Origin of the sequence: Lentzea sp. NPDC092896, assembly GCF_044754905.1 — a bacterium.
Taxonomy (GTDB): Bacteria; Actinomycetota; Actinomycetes; order Mycobacteriales; family Pseudonocardiaceae; genus Lentzea.
On the sequence record NZ_JBIVPX010000001.1, the window covers coordinates 1 to 13,464 of the forward strand.

Consider the following 13,464-nt stretch of genomic DNA (forward strand, 5'->3'; position numbering starts at 1 on the left):
CCGGTAACGGTTGGAGCTGACTGGTACTAATAGGCCGAGGACTTGTTACAAAGACGCTACGCATCCACTGTGCGGTTCTGGAAGAACAACCAGAACCGATCGAATCCCCTGGCAGGGGTAGTTGACCTGCTGGTTCGGGGTTGCTGGTTGTAATTTCATAGTGTTTCGGTGGTTATAGCGTTGGGGAAACACCCGGTCCCATTCCGAACCCGGTAGTTAAGCCCTTCTGCGCCGATGGTACTGCACTGGTTACGGTGTGGGAGAGTAGGTCGCCGCCGAACTTAATTTGCCCTGCGGGTTGAGCGCCACAAGCGCTCCCCGCAGGGCTTTTTCACGTTATTTTCCATGCCTTCGTGCAAGTGGTGCCGTGTTCATTGAGCGGCTGTCCGGGTGATGAGACCCCGGCGAGCGGGTGATGCGAGTCAAGCCCGGCTTCCCGGTCCCTACCGTTTTCGTCATGAACGAGCAGTGGGCAGGGGAGGCACCTTTGCGGTGGCGAGCGCGCAGGAGGCGGGGCAGGCACGCCCGCGAGCCCGCGTCGTCGTCGCAGTCGGTCCTGCCCGCAGTGCTCGGCGTCGTGCTGCTGGTGTGCCTGATCCTCCTCCTGCTCACGTACCTCTAGCGGGACTGCAGCGCGTCGAGCGCCACGGCCTGGGCGATGACCAGCCGGCGATCGACGCCAGGATCCTGGACGGTGACCAGGTAGTGGTCACGAACCCAGGTCTTCTTGTCGACGCTGAACACGGAAGCGCCGTTCTCCGTCGTGAAGTCGAAGTGGTAGCGCATGGGGAACGGCGCGTCTCCGATGTACGGGATCCACCCCCACAGCCGGCGAAAACCGGCGAGCCACTTGTTCCGCTCGGCGCCGGTCGTCTGTCCCCAGCCCGGCTGTTCCAGGTGCCAGGTCGACCGCAGCAGCGACTTGGCGAAGTCCTTGCGGAACAACCCGATCGACCTGCCCTGCTCGTCCGTCACGTCGTAGCCGCTGCCCAGGTCGATAGCCTTGCGGGCGTTGAACTCGAACAGCACCCGGCTCTTCGACGAGTCGGTGTAGATCGTGACCCGTTCCTTGATCTTGAGCCTCTTCTGCTCGGCGAAGCCGACCAGCTGACCCGGTTGACCGTTGTCGTCGACGAAGACCTCGTACCGGTTGACCATGAACGTGACCTTCTGGTGCACGTGTAAGACGTGCACGTTCTGCAGATTCACAACTCCCCCTTCTCGACAGGCACGGGCGTCAGGCTCCCGGTCGGGAACCGCCGCTCGTTGCGTTCGATCTTGGCGAACGCGGCCTCGACGAGGTCGACGCCGAGCTTGTCCGCGAGCCTGGTGAGGTAGTGCATCACGTCAGCGAGCTCGTCCCGGACGTTCCAGGCGAGATCGGGGTCTTTCATCGCGTTTTCCGCCTCTTCCGGCGTCAGCCACTGGAAGAGGTCGGTCAGCTCGCCGACCTCCCCGGACAACGCCATCACCAGGTTCTTGGGCGTGTGGTAGCTGTCCCAGTCACGGGCGGCGGCGAACGCGCGCAGGGCGTCCCTCAGGTCCACGAGATCACGCTGACTCATGCTCCACTAAGTACCACGTGGACGAACGAGCAAGGATGGCGGCCTTTCAAGCATGGATCGTCCGCGTCAATGTTGATTGGCTTTAGTCATGTCAACATCGAGCGCAATCAACACCTCGTCCATCCTCGTGCTCGGCGCCACCGGCAAGACCGGCCGCCGCGTCACCGCTCTCCTCGGCCCGGCCGGCCGGCCGGCGTCACGCTCCGCGGCGTCGGTCCTGGGTGGGACTACCTTCGACTGGTCAGCCCCGGACACCTGGGAACCCGCGGTCGCCGGCACCGCCGCCGTCTACGTCGTGCCGCCGGACAACCCCTCGCAGCTCGCGGAGTTCGTGACCGTCGCGGTGAAGGCGGGCGTCACCCGGCTCGTGCTGCTGTCGATGCGCGGGGCTCCCGGGGACGACCCGTTCGAGGCGGCGATCAAGGACTCGGGTGCCGAGTGGACGATCCTGCGGCCCACCTGGTTCATGCAGAACTTCGACGAGGACATGTTCGCCGAGCCCGTGCGACACGGTGAGCTCGCTGTTCCCGCCGGTCAGGGCATCCACCCGTTCATCGACGTCGTGGACATCGCCGAGGTCGCCGTCGTCGCGCTGACCGAGCCCGGTCACCACGGGCAGACCTACGACCTGAGCGGGCCAGAGGCGCTGTCGTTCGCCGAGATGCTGGCGCGGATCGTCGCGATGACGGGCGAACCCGTGCTGTACAACGACATCGAGCCGGACGAGTTCGCTGCCGGCTTGCGTGCGCTCGGCTACCCGGACGAGATCGCCGACCTCGTCACGATGCTGCTCGTGCGCATCCGTACGGGAGAAGAGGCGCACCTGTCCGATGGCGTGCAGAGGGTTCTCGGCCGTGCGCCGCGGACGTTCGCCGACTACCTGGGCAGCAGCAAGTTCGCCTGAAGACCGCGCGTGCCCTCGTTGGTGATGACGGCTTCGCAGAGCGCGCGCCCCGTGCGGGCGCGCCACTCCTGCGCCATGTCGCAGTAGCGAAGGCCCATCGCATACGTGAGCTGGCCGATGCTCTCGCCTTCGAGCAGCACCTCAAGGGTGTGTTCACCGGTGTGAGAGCCTCTAGCGATTCGGCAGTCGCGGAGTTCGGCGATCACGTGGACGGGAGTGCGGCCGTTCACGACGCGATGCAGCACGTGCTGATGGGCTGTCTCGCCCACCACGGCGACCTGGTTTTCGGCAGGCAGCGTCGGTGCCGTGCCGAGTGCCTCGTGATCGAGCAGCAGCAGCCGCGGCACGCCGAGATACAGGTGCACGCCGTAAGGCCTGCCACCGCCGATGATGCGGGCCGGGCACGAGCCGACCTCGCCGCGCTCGGCCAGTTCGAGCAGGAGCGGCTGGTACTCGACGGCCTGCTCGGTGCGGAGATAGCCGGCGGTGATCGCGGTGCCGTCGCCGCGCAGCAGGTCGACCCGCACCGCCGCGCGGTCGTGCCGGCTGGCGGACTCCGGCACCAGCACGGCGGTCGCCGGGACGGAGTTGTCGTCGTTGAGGTCGAGCGTGGAGTGCCTCGCGGCCTCGGCGATGGCGTCCTGGTGGTGCGCCTCGCCGACGATGGCCACCCGCCCGGCCGTGGACAGCCGGCGCAGGCGTGAGCGGGTGCGCGTCGGGGCGATCTGCTCGGCCGAGCTGTGCTTGGTGCCGATGAACATCAACGCGAACAGCGCGAGACCGATGACGAAGCCCAGGGGGCCGAAAGCAACGGTCAGAACCAGCGCGAGCACGGCAACGGCGATCAAAACGGCGGCAGGCGAAGGTTCTGTGCGTTGCTGCATCGTCATGGGGCATCCTCACGACTCGGCTTCCCGTCACTCTCAGTGTCGGGGATGCCGGACGATGCGTTTCACAGTTCGCTCATTTGGCCTAATACGACGAACTGGAGACTCCAGCCCGTGACTAGATTTGATCAGTGGACCAGGGTGAGGCGTGCGCGTCCTCGCGGCCCCGGTTCCCCGCCACCTGGCAACGCGGTCAGCACGAGCCCGAACACCAGTCCGTTGAGTTCTTCAAGGCCGAGGTTCAGCTCTTTGGCAACGTGCAACGGCGGCGTGCCGTTCTCGCGAAGGACCTTGAACACCTTGGTGAGCAGCTTCGAGGTCTCGCGGCGCGTCATGCCGCCCGGCACGAGGCTGTGGACGTTCGCCCATTTCGTGAACTGGTCCCTGCCCACGTGCCAGTGCCGGTGGTCGGTGCCGGGCAGTTGCCTCTGGGGCATCAGGAACTCGGCGGCGAACTCGTGCGGCTCGTCGTGGCCGAGCAGCACGGCGAGCTGGACGGCCGCGTCGAACCGCGCCTGCTCCGGCGTCGCCGTCGGCGTGAGGAACACGAACGGAGTCCCGTTGTGCCAGCAGGAGAAAGCCTCCTGCGCGACGCAGTCGACCGGCAGCGAGAACACCCGCACACCGTGGGACTCCAGCAGCTGAACCATGTTCGGCGCCGGCCCGGTGGCGAGCCGCCACGCGTCCCGCGTGCCCTGCGGCGAGGTCCGCGGCGGCGGCAGGGAAGGCTGGGGAAGCACGAACAGCCGCTCCAGCCAGCCGTTGAACTCGATCGCGAGCTGCGCCGCCGCCGTCGCCTGAGCGTCGAGCGGCGCGTTCTGCGGCCGCGGCGGCTCCGGCGCGGTCAGAAACTCGGCAGGAAAACCGAGCGCCCCGGCCAGCGACTCGACCGCGGCGGGTTTGGGCCTGCGCAGCCCGCGCTCGTACTCGCCGATGGCCCGCGCCGGCACGCCCGACTTCCGCGCCAACTCGGCCGCGGTGAGTCCGCGCCGGGTGCGGGCGAGCGTGAGTCGCGAGGGCGTGAGCATGATCCGGCCATTGTCGCCCTTGGATGATCGCGATGCCACGCGGGCCCTGCCGGTCGTGCGGGTCCCGTCACGAACCGCCGATCCTGCCTTGGTGGGGTCCGGAGCGTTGATCCCTCAGGCTGCCTGGGACGCACGCACGTCCCGGGCAGCACGGACGAGGACGAACATGCTGATCCCCGCACCGATCGAGTGTCGGGCAGCGCGACCGCAAGCCACCCAGGATCGGCACGGTCACCGGGCTGGCTGCGATACCCGACCGGTGCTCGTCGCCGGCAGCAAGATGCGTCGATCACCGTGCTCTTCACGTCAGCGCCGGAGCGCGATCGGGAAGTCCACCTCCTCCGGACCATCCACATTGGGCGTTTTGCGCTGCGGGAACTCCATCGGCGGCAACGGGATCCGGTGCGCCCACCGCTCGATGATCTGGTTCTGCGGCGTCGGCTCCGGCTGTGACACCTCGCGCAACACCACGAGCCGATCCTCCAGCTGCAGCGGGTACGTCACCAGGAACCACAACTTCAGCCCCTCGCTGCGCATGTTCTCGAACAGCGCGAACTGGTCGTGGTCGTTGTCCCGCATCATCGCCGCGAGGGCGGGCCCTTTCGCGTAGTCACTGCGCAACGGCGCTTCCGGCGACCCCGTACCGCGATTGCCCTGCAACGTGCCGAGCAGGATCGGCCGCGACGGGTGCCGGATCAGGCCCGCGTTCCAGTGGTCGAGCCGCTCCCACCCCTCGGCCGCGAGGAGCTGGCGCAGCGTGCCCACCCGATGAATCCAGTCGAGCAGCCCTGGCGCGTTGGTCGGCCCGAACGGCGGCGAGGCCGCGCGCGCGTCGATCCCCGCGGCGATCGCGCGGTCCAGGATCGCGAGGCGCAGGCCCAGGTCGGCGAGCTTCTCGCCGGTGGTGGGGGTGAGCTTGCGGAAGGCGGCGTTGGTCATGGACCGACGGTAGCCCCGGGGTCTGACATTTCCGGGAAACTGCTGGTCATGTACCGCTACGTCGACGCGGGTCCTGCTCCGCCCGCCACGTCCGAGACCACGTCGAAGGTCATGCGCCGCACTCGCCGCGTCGGCACCGCGCCGGAGCCGGCGGTCAGGCGAGCGCTGCACCGCCGGGGGCTGCGCTACCTCGTCGACGTCGCCCCGCCTGGCACCAACCGTCGTCGACGTGTCGACGTGCTGCTGCGAGGGGCGCGGATCGCGTTGTTCGTCGACGGCTGCTTCTGGCACTCGTGCCCAGAGCACGGTCAGCTGCCGAAGGCGAACCGCGAGTGGTGGAGGGTGAAGCTGCACGGGGTGGTCGTTCGAGATCGCGACACCGATGCGCAGCTGACGTCTGCAGGCTGGCTCGTCGTGCGCGTGTGGGAGCACGAGAACTCGGAGGCCGTCGCTGACCGGATCGTCGAGCTCGTGTCCGCAGGCCCGGCCAAGGCATGAAAAAGCGGTGCCCCGGGCGATGTTGCCCGGAACACCGCTCGAGCGGCCTTCCTCCTGGTCAGGCCGCCACCGGCGTGAGCTGGTGCAGCACGTCCCGCTCACCCAGCCGCTCCTGCGCCCACTCCACAACCGAGGCCTCCTGCGCGAACAGCACGATCTGCCGGTCCGCAGACAGCTGCAGCAGCAGGTCGAGCACGGCACGCGTGCGGGCGTCGTCGGCCTGCACGGTGACGTCGTCCAGCAGTAGCGGGCACGGTTCGGAGGCGAGGTGTTGGGCGAGGGCGACGCGCAGCAGCAGGTAGATCTGTTCGGCGGTGCCGAGGGACAGGTGTGCTGCCTGGTGCCACGACTCGGAGGCCGCGCACACGCGCACGGTCAGGGTTGACGGGTCCACGGCGGCGTCGACGTAACGGCCGTCGGTCACCGTGGGCAGCCAGGTTCGAAGCGCGTCTTCGAGGGCCGGGGCGATGGTGCTGTGCACCTTCTCGCGGGCCGCGGTCAGGTAGCGGGAGGCCAGGTCGATGGCTTCGACCTCGGCGGTCACCTCCGTCAGGGCGGCCGCGGCGACCTGGACGGCCTCCTCGGCTTCCGGGACGCTCGGCAGTGAGCGGGCCATCTCCGTGACGGTTGCCGCCAGCGAGTCCGCGGACGTGGCCAGGGACGGGTCCACCGGGTCGCAGGCCGCGTAGCGGAGGGCCGCTTCCAGGAGCGTGGCGTGGTGGGTCTGGGCCGCGGAGAGGGTGGTTTCGAGGTCGTCCAGGGTTCCCGAGGCCAGCAGTGACTGGAGTTCGGCCCACGCCTTGCGTTCGTCCTCGGCCTCGCGCAGGAGGTCGTCCCAGCCGCGTTGCCACTCGGCGATCGCGCGCAGCAGGTCCTCTGGGCGTTCGCCGGTGCGGCCGATCGCGGTCACGGCTTCCCGCAGCAGCCCGAGGGCTCGGGTGTGGGCGGCGGTGGCCTCGGCGACGGTGGCCTCGGCCTGGCGGCGGTCCGCCAGGGTTTGGGCCAGCTGGGGGCGATGGGCCGCCATCAACGCCTGGCGGGCGCGCACCTTGCAGTCGGTCTCGTAGTCCACGAGCAGGTCCGGCACGGGCATCGCGGCGTCCACCTTGCCGCGCGCGGCGAGTTCCACCCGGATCGCCTTCTCGGTCCGGGCCACCTCGGACACCAGGTCGGCGTGCTCGGCCTCCCAGGCGGGGAGGTTCGCCAGGCGCCACAACGTTTCGCGGTCCGCGGGCACGCCCAGCGACGCGCACTCGGCGACGGCCGAGTCGTGGACGCGTGCGGCTTCCACGGCCACGGCTCGCTGGCCCTCGGCCTCGGCCAGGGCGCGGTCCGCGGCGAACAGCAGGCTTCGTGTCTGGTTGGCGGTGGTCGCGCGTTCGGCGGCGAAGGCGATGGCGATCTCGCGCTGGGCCGCGTTGCCGCGGGACATCGCGCCGCCGACACCGGCCACCAGCGCGGCGACGAGGACGCCGATCGCGGCGAGTTGCTGGCCGGTCAGGAAGAGCAGCACGCCCACCAGGCTGGTGAGACAGCTCAGGGCCAGCAAAGCGTTGCGCAGGAACGGGTTCGGCACCGCGATCTCCTGCACGCGGGTCGCCGCCACGTCCGCTTCGACCTGGGTGCGGGCCGCGCCGGCGGCGGCCTCGTCCTGGAACTGGCGGGCGGTGTCGACGTCGATCGACGCGGTGGTCAGGCGGGCACCGGCGGCCGGGTCCAGGCGCGTCGCGAGGCCGCGCAGCACGGACGGTTCGGCAGTGGTCCGCGGTGACGGCCGGCGTTCGTCGTGCGCGGCGGCGACGGCGGACGCGGTCGCGTAGGCCGAGGCCACGACGCGAAGTTCGTCGTCCAGCGCGGTCTCGCCGACCGGGAAGTCCGGCAGGGCCCGGAGTTCGGCCTCCAGCGCCGACGCGGACGGGCCCGTCAGCGCGCGCGGGTTCGGCGCGGCACGCCACGTGGCCAGCGCGCGGTTCACCACCTGGGTCAGCTCTTCCTGCGCGGCCAGTCCGGACGGCGGCGAGTCGCCGAAGCGCTCCTGCAACTCGCTGAGCCGCGCCACCCGAGCAGAAAGCGCGTCGAGTGACGCCGCGTGTTCCTGAACGGCCAGGCGAGCACGAGCGGCAGCGGCCGAACGGGCCCGCGTGCTCAGTTCCAGATAACGGTCGTGCTCCCGGCGAGCCACGGTCAGGTCGGTTTCGGTCTCCCGCAAGCGGTTCCGCGCGTCCCGCAACGCGTCGGCGGGCGCGGTCAGCCGTTGCAACGCCTGCTCCACCGTGCCGTCCGTACCCGCGGTGGCCGCCGCGCGCCGCAGGTGGTCCTGCAGGCCGTTCGCCGCGTCCAGCACGGTCAGCAGCTGTGCCTGGTCCACGCACGCGGTGGCGGTGAACGACGTGCGGTCCAGGCCGAGCCGCAGCGAGACGTCGGGTACCGCGTCGTCGTTCAGATCACGGTCCACCGCCACGACCTCACCCGACTCCAGCGACACCATCGCCGCCACCCGCCAGGACTCGCCGGTCCACGGACGGTGCCGCGCCGACGGTTCACCGCACAGAGCCGCGCGGATGGCGGCGTGCCAGGACGACTTCGCGGACTCGTTCACGCCCGACACCACGGTCAGACCGGGCGCCAACGGCAGCGTGCGATCGTGCAGGGGTCCGAACGCGTGCGCGGTGACGGACTCGATCCTCATCGTTCCTCCAACGCCCGCAGGCCGGTCGACAGCACGCGGCCGCGCAGCGTCATGTCCAAAGAGGGATCCGCGAGCACGTCGCGCACGAACTGGCCGCGCACGGTCCGTTCCGCGGCGACGGTGTCGAAGTCCAGCAACGGGAACGTCCGCTCGGCGTCCAGCCAGCCGAGCGACCGCGACGCCGACACGTCGAACACCTCGCGCGACACCGAACCGTCCTCGCGCACGGTGCACAGAACGGCCCCGCGCTCGCCGGTCTCGCCCGGCGTCAGCGGATCCGGGTTGCCGGGGAACGTGTAGTCGGCGGCGTGCTCGGGCGTGTGCACGTGCCCGAGGAACGCGTGGTCCAGCCCGGTGATCGCGACGTCGCCGGGCGTGGAACCGTGGCACAGCGCCAGGTTCACGCCGCCGCGGTTCACCGCGAAGCCGTCGAGGACGTCCCGCGCGGGGCCGGGTCCGACGTGCGCGGAGCCCCACAGCGTGACGCCGTCGGTGAGTTCCACCGGGGTCAGCGACTCCGACGAGAACACGTGCACGTTCGGCGTCCAGTCCACCTGCTGGTAGACCGACTGCGGCCCGTACCAGTCGTCGTTGCCCGGCGCCAGGAACACCGGCAGCGAGCAGTCGAACGCCGACCGCAGGAACGCGGCGGTGGAAGGGGAACAGCGATCGTGCTCGTACAGGTCGCCGGCGCAGAGCATCGCGTCGGCACCGGTCTCCTGGGCGAGATCGACGATGTGGCCCAGGGTGTCACGCAGGGCTTGACGCCGCTCCGGGCCCGCGCTGGGAAAGCGCGTGTCCAGGTGCAGGTCCGCGAACAGCAGCAGTTTCACCGGTGCCTTCAGGTCAGTTCGATGGTGCCGGACAGGGTCAGGGGCAGCCCGAGCGCCTCGCTCACGGCCTCGGTGTCGGCGTGCCAGCCGACCAGTTCCGCGACGGTGGGGGTGAGCTCGTAGCCGTGGTGCCGGATCGCGCGGCTCAGCGCGTGCCACAGCTGGGAGGCGTCGTGCGCCACATCAGGGTCTGCGTGGAACGGAAGGCTGACCAGCAGCGCGTGCACCGGCTGGTCGGTGTTCTCGGCGCCGCAGGCACGCGCCACAGATCGTTCCACCGCCGTGCGCAACAGTTCGGCACAGCAACGGATTCGCACGCCGTCGAGCTGCTCCGGGCGTGCCAGCAGGTTCGCGACGCACGTCAGCCGGTCCTGCACGTCCGAAGGGAGGTTCACCGCTGCAACCATCCCGCTAGCAGTTCGGTGTCGCGGATCAGCACGTCCAGATCCCCGCTCTCCCCGCCGACTCGGCACGCTTGCAGCAGATCGACCGCCCATGATCCGACCACGTCCTCCAGATGTGGCAACAGCTTCGCCGGTTCGGCGAAGTCGTCGAGCACGGCCAGCGCGAGCTTCTGCCTGGTCGTCAACGCGCACTCCAGCACGCGTTCGACCTCGGCGTGCGGCATTCCGCGCCCGAGCCGTTCGCGCCGGAACCTCGCGTGCGACGCCTCTTCCAACGCCGTCCGGCAGCACGAAGCCACCAGTTCCGCCCGCAACGTCTCCGGCAGATCCAAATCGGTGCGCATCGCGCGGGCGTCGTTCAGGCACCGGCCGACGGCGTCGTCGGACATCCGCACCTGCACAACGGATCCCTCGCTGCGGCAGACCTCCCAGACGGTGCCGCTGAGCCGCAACCGCCGCAACGCCTCCACCAGTCGTTCGTCGTGCGTGAAGACCACGACCTGGCGGGTGAGCCCGACGTCCGCGAGCACCTGCGCCAGACCGTCCACTTTGGACGCGTCCATCGCCTGCACGGGGTCGTCGATCATCACGAACCGGAACGGGCTCTCGTCGACCATCGCGCGCGGCAGGAACAGCGCCAGCCCCAGCGAGTGCAGCTCTCCCTGGCTCATCACCGCCAGCGCCGAGTTGGAGGCGCCGTCGACCGACACGTCCAGCTCGACGTTGCGGGTGCCGCCCATGCGCACCGCGCCCAGGTCGACGTTGCTCTGCTGGCGCAACCGCTGCCAGATCCGCTGCGACTCCTTGGCGAACGGCGCGATGCGCTCGGATCGCAGGGTGGCCGCGGTCTTGCGGATCCAGTTCTCCGCCTCCGTCACGTCGGCGAGCCCCTCGGCGTCCTCCAGTGCCTGCTGGGCCTGGGAATGCCACTCGAACAACGCGATCGCCATCGGCCGCCACACCAGGTCGCGCCGGTCGATCTGCTCACGTGCCACGGACTTCAGCTGTTCCACGGCCTTCGCGAGCTCCGTGTAGCGGCCGAACATCTCCTGGCGCAACCGCATCGGGTCGTCGAGCGAGGCGCACGCCTCCCACGCCTGCCACGCGTGCAGCACGGCCGTCGTGTCGAGCATGTCCTGGGCCTCGACCAGCACGTCCGGCACCGGCTGGCACAACGCGCGGGTGGCCGCCACCGCGACGTCCAGCCGGTCCGCGGCCTCGTGCAGGTCCGCGGCGGCCTTGGCGAGGTGCTCGGCGCGTTGCTTGGCCTTGCCGAGCCACAGCTTGTCGAGCCGGCCGAGGTCGCACACCGGGCACGACTCGGTGCCGCCGGACTCCTTCAGCTGGATCGCGAGCCGCAGGATCTCACTGCTCCGCAACGAGTCCTGCGCGTTGGCGGTCGCCACCGCGGTCACCGCGCCGAGCGCCAGGTCGAGCGTCTCGCGCACCCGGTCGATCTCGTCTTCCGGCGGCAGCGAGATGTCCACGATCTGGTGCAGCAGGCTCGTTCCGCTGCCGACGTCGGCCCTGAGCGCGAGGTCCGCGATCGCGTCGAGGTCGGGGGAGTCGCTGCCGAGCAGTTCGGCGGCACGGCGGGCGCGTTCGTCCGCGGAGGCCGCCAGTTCGGCGCGCACCCGCTCCCGCCGGTCGTAGGGACGGGCGACGATCTCCGCGAGCCGCTTGCGGTGCTCGGCGAGCGACTGCTGCGCCTCGGTGATCGCCTCCAGACCCAGAAGGCGGTGCATCGCCTCGTAGAGGTCCTCTGGCTGTGCGTCGAGAACGGTCCCCAGTTCGCTGTAGGGCAGAAACGGCCGGTAGGTCTCCAGTGCGTCGTGCCACCTGCGGTCGTCGAACGGCTCGTCGTCCTGCGTCCACTCGCCCTGCGCCGGGTCCTCGTCCGGCGCCCAGCGTCTTCGGATCGTCGTCCTGCCCGGCCGCGCGGCCTGGACGAGATCCAGTTCGACGGCGGTGTCCGGCCGGTGCAGGTTGCGCCAGCCCTGCAGCCACACGTCGTGCCGCGCACGGGTCCACCGGGCGTTGTAGCCGGTCAGCGCCAGTTCGGCGGCCTCGGCGAAGCTCGACTTGCCCGAGCCGTTGCGGCCGGTGACGACGGTCAGCCCGGGACCTGGTGCGAGCGGCAGGCGTGCCTGGGGACCGATGCCCCGGAAACCGCGCACCCGGATCTCCGACAGGTAGATCCCGTGACCGGGTCCGTCCGTCTGCTCCCGCGGGGCGCCCTCCTGATCGGGCACACCGGCGAGAGCGCGGTCCAGCGCCTCCTCGCCCCGGCACGCCGCCAGCACCAGTTCTGCCGCTCGTGGGGTGAGATCGTCTTTGGCCAGCCGCCCGGCCATCAGTTCGAGTAACCCGGCTTCACCCGCCACGGTCACATTTCCTCCAGCTGCCACCACTCGATAGGGCGGCAACTTAGGCACGAAAGTGGAGCTACTGATGAGTACTCACACGATCGAGTGGTGTTACATAGGGTGACTAAAGTAGGTCGTCGTCGTTATGGCCCCCACACCTGCAGGCCTCTGATCACGAAGTACGCGTCCGGCACGTAGGTGCCGTGCCTCGGGTAGGTGGTGAACTCGGCCTCGGTCGAGCAGTTCTCCCGCTGGTACACGCTCGCGTACCTGCTCAGGCGGTTCGCGAAGGACCTGCCGACGACGGTCAGCGTGATGCACTCGTCGGGGTTCGCCGATTCCAGGTCGAGGCGCTGCACGGCCCCCGTGTAGTCCGGTCCCGCCCACACGCAGAACTCGCCCTTGTCGCAGGTCTTGTCACTCTGCGCAACAGCGATCCCACTGGAGGCAACCGCGCCCGCAGTGATCACCAGGGCGGCGATGAGGCTCTTCGACGACATGGACGCACCTCCGTTGCGACGAGTGTGCGTCCGTTCGGATCAATCGGCTAGACGATCTTGGAGCGCCTTCGCGTCACGCGGGGCGTAGGCCTTCGCGTCGTTGTCGAAGTAGACGAACACGTCACCGTGCTCGCGCCACGCCCTGACCTTGTCGGCCCACAGGTCGAGGCCCTCGTCGGTGTAGCCGCTGACGTAGAGCTCGTCGTGGCCGTGCAGCCGCACGTAGACGAAGTCGCTCGTCACCTCTTCGATGAACGGGTACTTGCCGGCGGCGTCCGCGACCACCAGCGCGATGTCGTGGCGCCGGAGCAGGTCGACGAACTCCGGCGTCTGGTAGCTGTCGTGGCGGACTTCGAGGGCGTAGCGCATCGGCCGTTCGGCGTCCGTGGTGGTGTGCGCGGGGTCGACGCGGTGGTCGTGCCGTTTCGCGATCTCGGCGGCCTCGGTGGTGGTGCGGGGGAGGCCCTCGAAGAAGGCGGTGAGCAGGTCCGCGTCGAACTGGAGCGTCGGTGGGAGCTGCCAGAGGATCGGGCCGAGCTTCGGGCCCAGCGCGAGCACTCCGGACGCCAGGTAGTTCGCGAGGAGTTCGTGGCCGTCCTTGAGGCGCTTCATGTGGGTGATGAAACGGCTGCCCTTGACGGCGAACACGAAGTCGTCGGGCGTCTCGGCGGCCCACTTCTGGTAGCTGGACGGGCGTTGCAGCGAGTAGAAGGAGCCGTTGATCTCGACCGAGCTGAGCTGCTCGCTCAGGTAGGCCAGCTCGCGCTTCTGCGTGACGCCCTTGGGGTAGAACACGCCGCGCCAGGGCGGGTAGACCCACCCCGAAGTGCCGATCCTGACCTCGCCCATGC

At 69.5% G+C, this 13,464-nt stretch carries 14 protein-coding genes and 1 rRNA gene; 4 read left to right on the forward strand and 11 right to left on the reverse strand.

Going from position 1 to position 13,464, the window contains the following annotated elements; all coding sequences use genetic code 11:
• Window positions 1-164: 164 nt before the first annotated feature.
• Window positions 165-281 (forward strand): 5S ribosomal RNA (gene rrf, locus ACIQF0_RS00005).
• A gap of 176 nt (window positions 282-457) precedes the next feature.
• On the forward strand, window positions 458-622 hold the full coding sequence (locus tag ACIQF0_RS00010) for a hypothetical protein (RefSeq protein WP_360046650.1): 165 nt from the start codon (window positions 458-460) through the stop codon (window positions 620-622).
• Here the strand turns inward: ACIQF0_RS00010 and ACIQF0_RS00015 are convergent.
• Together ACIQF0_RS00015 and ACIQF0_RS00020 are read right to left on the reverse strand one after the other, a co-directional pair.
• Window positions 619-1,209, reverse strand: a complete 591-nt coding sequence (locus ACIQF0_RS00015; protein ID WP_401023102.1) for a hypothetical protein — start codon at window positions 1,207-1,209, stop codon at window positions 619-621. The genes ACIQF0_RS00010 and ACIQF0_RS00015 overlap by 4 nt on opposite strands.
• The gene (locus tag ACIQF0_RS00020; protein WP_360046652.1) at window positions 1,206-1,565 is read right to left on the reverse strand and encodes a nucleotide pyrophosphohydrolase; all 360 of its coding nucleotides are present in this window, start codon (window positions 1,563-1,565) and stop codon (window positions 1,206-1,208) included. The genes ACIQF0_RS00015 and ACIQF0_RS00020 overlap by 4 nt, the downstream gene beginning before the upstream one ends.
• Before the next feature lie 88 nt (window positions 1,566-1,653).
• On the opposite strand from ACIQF0_RS00020, the gene ACIQF0_RS00025 reads away from it, so the two are divergent.
• Window positions 1,654-2,469, forward strand: coding sequence for an NAD(P)H-binding protein (locus tag ACIQF0_RS00025; RefSeq protein WP_401023103.1), 816 nt, complete (start codon window positions 1,654-1,656; stop codon window positions 2,467-2,469).
• Here ACIQF0_RS00025 and ACIQF0_RS00030 read toward each other — a convergent pair.
• The 3 genes from ACIQF0_RS00030 to ACIQF0_RS00040 form a co-directional block, all read right to left on the reverse strand.
• Window positions 2,442-3,359, reverse strand: a complete 918-nt coding sequence (locus ACIQF0_RS00030; RefSeq protein WP_401023104.1) for a hypothetical protein — start codon at window positions 3,357-3,359, stop codon at window positions 2,442-2,444. The two genes, ACIQF0_RS00025 and ACIQF0_RS00030, sit on opposite strands and share 28 nt — an antisense overlap.
• A gap of 125 nt (window positions 3,360-3,484) precedes the next feature.
• A complete protein-coding gene (locus tag ACIQF0_RS00035) occupies window positions 3,485-4,384 on the reverse strand; it encodes a helix-turn-helix domain-containing protein (protein WP_401023105.1) in 900 nt (299 codons plus the stop codon).
• Window positions 4,385-4,690: 306 nt separating this feature from the next.
• On the reverse strand, window positions 4,691-5,323 hold the full coding sequence (locus ACIQF0_RS00040; RefSeq protein ID WP_401023106.1) for a hypothetical protein: 633 nt from the start codon (window positions 5,321-5,323) through the stop codon (window positions 4,691-4,693).
• 48 nt (window positions 5,324-5,371) lie between these two features.
• Here ACIQF0_RS00040 and ACIQF0_RS00045 point away from each other — a divergent pair, with 48 nt between their 5' ends.
• Window positions 5,372-5,821 carry a very short patch repair endonuclease gene (locus ACIQF0_RS00045; RefSeq protein WP_401023107.1) on the forward strand — a complete coding sequence of 150 codons (450 nt, stop codon included), beginning with the start codon at window positions 5,372-5,374 and terminating at the stop codon, window positions 5,819-5,821.
• Window positions 5,822-5,879: 58 nt separating this feature from the next.
• On the opposite strand, the gene ACIQF0_RS00050 is transcribed toward ACIQF0_RS00045, so the two are convergent.
• The 6 genes from ACIQF0_RS00050 to ACIQF0_RS00075 all read right to left on the reverse strand — a co-directional run bounded on the left by ACIQF0_RS00050 (window position 5,880) and on the right by ACIQF0_RS00075 (window position 13,462).
• A complete protein-coding gene (locus ACIQF0_RS00050; RefSeq protein ID WP_401023108.1) occupies window positions 5,880-8,510 on the reverse strand; it encodes an AAA family ATPase in 2,631 nt (876 codons plus the stop codon).
• The gene (locus ACIQF0_RS00055) at window positions 8,507-9,343 is read right to left on the reverse strand and encodes an exonuclease SbcCD subunit D (RefSeq protein ID WP_401023109.1); all 837 of its coding nucleotides are present in this window, start codon (window positions 9,341-9,343) and stop codon (window positions 8,507-8,509) included. The genes ACIQF0_RS00050 and ACIQF0_RS00055 overlap by 4 nt, the downstream gene beginning before the upstream one ends.
• A gap of 8 nt (window positions 9,344-9,351) precedes the next feature.
• Complete coding sequence (locus ACIQF0_RS00060; protein WP_360046663.1) at window positions 9,352-9,738, reverse strand: hypothetical protein; 387 nt, start codon at window positions 9,736-9,738, stop codon at window positions 9,352-9,354.
• Entirely contained in the window at window positions 9,735-12,137 is a 2,403-nt protein-coding gene (locus tag ACIQF0_RS00065) for an AAA family ATPase (protein ID WP_401023110.1), read from the reverse strand. Before ACIQF0_RS00065 ends, ACIQF0_RS00060 begins: the two co-directional genes overlap by 4 nt.
• A 119-nt stretch (window positions 12,138-12,256) precedes the next feature.
• The gene (locus ACIQF0_RS00070) at window positions 12,257-12,613 is read right to left on the reverse strand and encodes a peptidase inhibitor family I36 protein (protein ID WP_401023111.1); all 357 of its coding nucleotides are present in this window, start codon (window positions 12,611-12,613) and stop codon (window positions 12,257-12,259) included.
• A 39-nt stretch (window positions 12,614-12,652) separates the two neighbouring features.
• Window positions 12,653-13,462, reverse strand: a complete 810-nt coding sequence (locus ACIQF0_RS00075) for a DUF72 domain-containing protein (protein ID WP_401023112.1) — start codon at window positions 13,460-13,462, stop codon at window positions 12,653-12,655.
• Between the last annotated feature and the right edge of the window lie 2 nt (window positions 13,463-13,464).

What these genes read in the sequence shown, in the direction of transcription:
- ACIQF0_RS00010 (WP_360046650.1), top strand. Translation starts at nt 458, where the DNA reads ATGAACGAGCAGTGGGCAGGGGAGGCACCTTTGCGGTGGCGAGCGCGC.
- ACIQF0_RS00050 (WP_401023108.1), bottom strand. Translation starts at nt 8,510, where the DNA reads ATGAGGATCGAGTCCGTCACCGCGCACGCGTTCGGACCCCTGCACGAT.
- ACIQF0_RS00040 (WP_401023106.1), bottom strand. Translation starts at nt 5,323, where the DNA reads ATGACCAACGCCGCCTTCCGCAAGCTCACCCCCACCACCGGCGAGAAG.
- ACIQF0_RS00070 (WP_401023111.1), bottom strand. Translation starts at nt 12,613, where the DNA reads ATGTCGTCGAAGAGCCTCATCGCCGCCCTGGTGATCACTGCGGGCGCG.
- ACIQF0_RS00075 (WP_401023112.1), bottom strand. Translation starts at nt 13,462, where the DNA reads ATGGGCGAGGTCAGGATCGGCACTTCGGGGTGGGTCTACCCGCCCTGG.
- ACIQF0_RS00025 (WP_401023103.1), top strand. Translation starts at nt 1,654, where the DNA reads ATGTCAACATCGAGCGCAATCAACACCTCGTCCATCCTCGTGCTCGGC.
- ACIQF0_RS00020 (WP_360046652.1), bottom strand. Translation starts at nt 1,565, where the DNA reads ATGAGTCAGCGTGATCTCGTGGACCTGAGGGACGCCCTGCGCGCGTTC.
- ACIQF0_RS00035 (WP_401023105.1), bottom strand. Translation starts at nt 4,384, where the DNA reads ATGCTCACGCCCTCGCGACTCACGCTCGCCCGCACCCGGCGCGGACTC.
- ACIQF0_RS00030 (WP_401023104.1), bottom strand. Translation starts at nt 3,359, where the DNA reads ATGACGATGCAGCAACGCACAGAACCTTCGCCTGCCGCCGTTTTGATC.
- ACIQF0_RS00045 (WP_401023107.1), top strand. Translation starts at nt 5,372, where the DNA reads ATGTACCGCTACGTCGACGCGGGTCCTGCTCCGCCCGCCACGTCCGAG.